The organism is Acetoanaerobium pronyense, assembly GCF_017874355.1.
In the GTDB taxonomy this organism is placed as follows: Bacteria; Bacillota; Clostridia; order Peptostreptococcales; family Filifactoraceae; genus Acetoanaerobium; species Acetoanaerobium pronyense.
In genome coordinates, this window is sequence record NZ_JAGGLI010000066.1 from 1 (window position 1) to 2858 (window position 2858).

Annotated in this window: 3 protein-coding genes; all 3 read right to left on the minus strand. The window is 29.1% G+C overall.

Translation table 11 applies throughout. The features are described from left to right. Positions 1–69 precede the first annotated feature (69 nt). The 3 genes from J2Z35_RS14425 to istA are packed head-to-tail and all read right to left on the minus strand — an operon-like array spanning position 70 to position 2759. Complete coding sequence (locus J2Z35_RS14425; RefSeq protein ID WP_209662104.1) at positions 70–513, minus strand: hypothetical protein; 444 nt, start codon at positions 511–513, stop codon at positions 70–72. 3 nt (positions 514–516) lie between these two features. Continuing rightward, on the minus strand, positions 517–1275 hold the full coding sequence (gene istB / locus J2Z35_RS14430; protein WP_209662105.1) for an IS21-like element helper ATPase IstB: 759 nt from the start codon (positions 1273–1275) through the stop codon (positions 517–519). A 2-nt stretch (positions 1276–1277) separates the two neighbouring features. Beyond that, positions 1278–2759 (minus strand): IS21 family transposase, encoded by a 1482-nt coding sequence (gene istA, locus J2Z35_RS14435; RefSeq protein ID WP_209662106.1) that lies wholly within the window; start codon positions 2757–2759, stop codon positions 1278–1280. Positions 2760–2858 lie beyond the last annotated feature (99 nt).

The following is a 2858-nucleotide window of genomic DNA, read 5'->3' on the forward strand; positions in this document are numbered from 1 at the left end:
TAAATTTGACCCCTTTTGGCCTAAATTTACATTCAGTTTTGACCCCTCTAATTAGGATATACAATTATGCTAAACAAGCATAACTGTATATCCATTTTTTTCTAATTTTTTAGTGTCAATTGTTATTATTTTAGAGCTTTGCTCTATAAATATATATTTACTGAATTCTTGAATTCTATCCTTCATCATACTAACCATAATTTCTTTAAAGCTATCGCTTAAGGACTCTGACAAGGGTGATTCTGGAATTTTCTCATCAACTTTGGCATTTTCCTTTCCTTGATTACATAGTTCCTCTAAAGTAAGGAAATTATAACCATTATTCTCTTCTAATTCATATTTTTTTGAATTTCTGCTATAAAAATATCCAGTATTTTTATAGATATTCCTCTGAAATGACTGATATGATACTCCATATTTTTCTTTTACAAACTCAGCAGCCTTATTTTTACCAAACTCATTGAATATATCAACTACTTCTTTATAATCTACTTTTTCTATATTTTTCATCAAAGGCTACGCCTCCTTTTGTTTTCCCTTTACTCTATAACTCTCCCCTGGTATACTTACTATATGACAATGATGAACTAGCCTATCAAGTACTGCGGTAGCAGACAGAGTACTAGTAAATATTTTATCCCATTCTCCAAGGGGTAAATTTGTAGTTATTATTAGAGAGTTTTTTTCGTATCTTTGGCGGATAAGTTGAAAAATCATACTCTCTTTTTCTTTGTCCAAAACTAAGTGACCCATTTCATCTATTATCAAAAGATCTATTTTTGATAGGGACTTAAATAGCTTTTTCAAAAGACCTTTCTTTTGATAAACACTCATCTTTTCTACTAAATCAATCGCAGATGTAAATAACACTCTTTTCTTCTCCTTGCAGGCTTGTATTCCTATAGACGTTACTATATGAGTTTTCCCTACACCTGGCGGTCCAATTAATATAATATTTTCTTTTCTCTGTAAAAAAGCTAAACTATGAAAATCTTTGATTTTTTCCATATTAATACTTTTTTGAAAACTGAAGTCAAAACTTTCAATGGTAACAAAATTTTCAAAGCGAGCAGCTTTCATATTCCTTTCTATTAACTTTTTACTTCTTCCTTCTTCTTCAACTTTTAATATATTTAGAAGAAATTTTCTGTATCCAATATCATTTTCAATAGCTAATTGAATTTCTTCTTCATAGTTTTCTTTCAAATCCTGTAATTTTAATTGATTTAGAGCCCATTCTATATATTCATCGTCTGTGTAAATTTCGGGTTTCATGCTTAAAATTGACCCCCTTCATAATATGAAGTTTGTCTAACTAAATCAGAATTAATAATATTAACTTTTGTTTGATTTACTATAACTTCATCATTAATTACTATTTCTATAAATTTTTCTTTAAGTATAGATTTTATTCCTTCAATGTCATATACACCTTCTAAAATGCAGTATTTTAATACCTTATCAAGATCAGAAAGTTCATAGCAATCTCTAAGTTTAAGTATTTCTCTGATGTGAAAAGATGGCTGATTTAAAACTTTTTCTGCTTCTTTTATATAAATAGAGCCATTTTTGAAGGAATTCATAAATGTTCTTTTAATCTCTGGAATTGATTTTGGAACTTTTGTTGCTATTTTTGCATAATGTTCTTCTTTTACAGAAGTTTTTCCTTTGCCTTCGGCAATTTCATAACTTATAATAAATTCTAATCCTTTACTGTAGATGTCTAATCTATAACCATATATTTTTCTAACAAAAACCTGCTTGTCTGCATAAATAGCAGGCACACTATATTTATTGGATTCAAATGAAACAAGTGAATCTAAGCTTACTTTTCTAGTACACAAAGACTTATTGAAATATTTTGTCTTGGGAAGATGGATTAAATAAAGTTTTTCCTCTTCAAACATAGAGTCAGGGGTTCTTTTAGTTGTTCCATGAATTTTCTTATTCCACTCATTTATAAAAAACTTTGCTTTTTTATTCAATTCTTCCATAGATTCAAAAGAATTCCCTTTTATAAAATGTTCTTCAATATACTGATATGGCTTTTCAATTTTACCCTTAGTCCTTGCCCGATAGGGCTTACATGGATTAAAGTCAAATCCCATATGCATACTTAGCTTTAGAGCTGAATCATTAAATACAACCTCTTTACCAGACACATTTTGAATGACTAACGTCTTAGGGTTGTCTATTAATAGTTCCTTGGTAATTCCACCTAAATCATAGAATAATTCTTGTATTGCTTCTAAAATAGAATCTGAATCAACTGACGTTGAGAATACCATAGCCTTCTTTCTAGAAGCAGATAAAATAATTGATAAGCAATATACTTTCCATAAATTATTTGATATTTCCACCTTATACTCAGACCAATCAAATTGGGCTTGATCTCCGTAAGGAGTTTCTATTCTTACAGTTGCTTTTTTGCTTATTATTTCACTCTTTTCTTCATTCAAAACATTTAGGTATCTATATATTGGGTTAATGCTTCCACAATATCCTAATTGTTTTAATTCAGAATATATTCTAGTTCCTATAAAATCATATTTAGGATCTAAATACCATACTCTTATTTGGTCCTTAAAAGAATCTATTTTTGTGGGATAATAGTCTCTTTTATATTCAGGTGGTTCTTGTAATTTCAATAATTTCTTTACAGTATTTTTTGAAATTTTTAACTTTCTAGCGATAGCTTTCTTAGGCATTCCCTCCTTGTACAATTTATTAACCTTGTGCCAATCTTGCAAATTCTTCACCTCAAACCTCCTAGTCATATACTTTTTTAAAGTCATTGACTAGGTTATACTAGTTTTATAGAGGGGGTCAAATTTATTCGTAATTGGGGGTCAATATTA

Coding starts and splice junctions, on each gene's coding strand:
- istB (WP_209662105.1), bottom strand. CDS start 1,275: ATGAAACCCGAAATTTACACAGACGATGAATATATAGAATGGGCTCTA.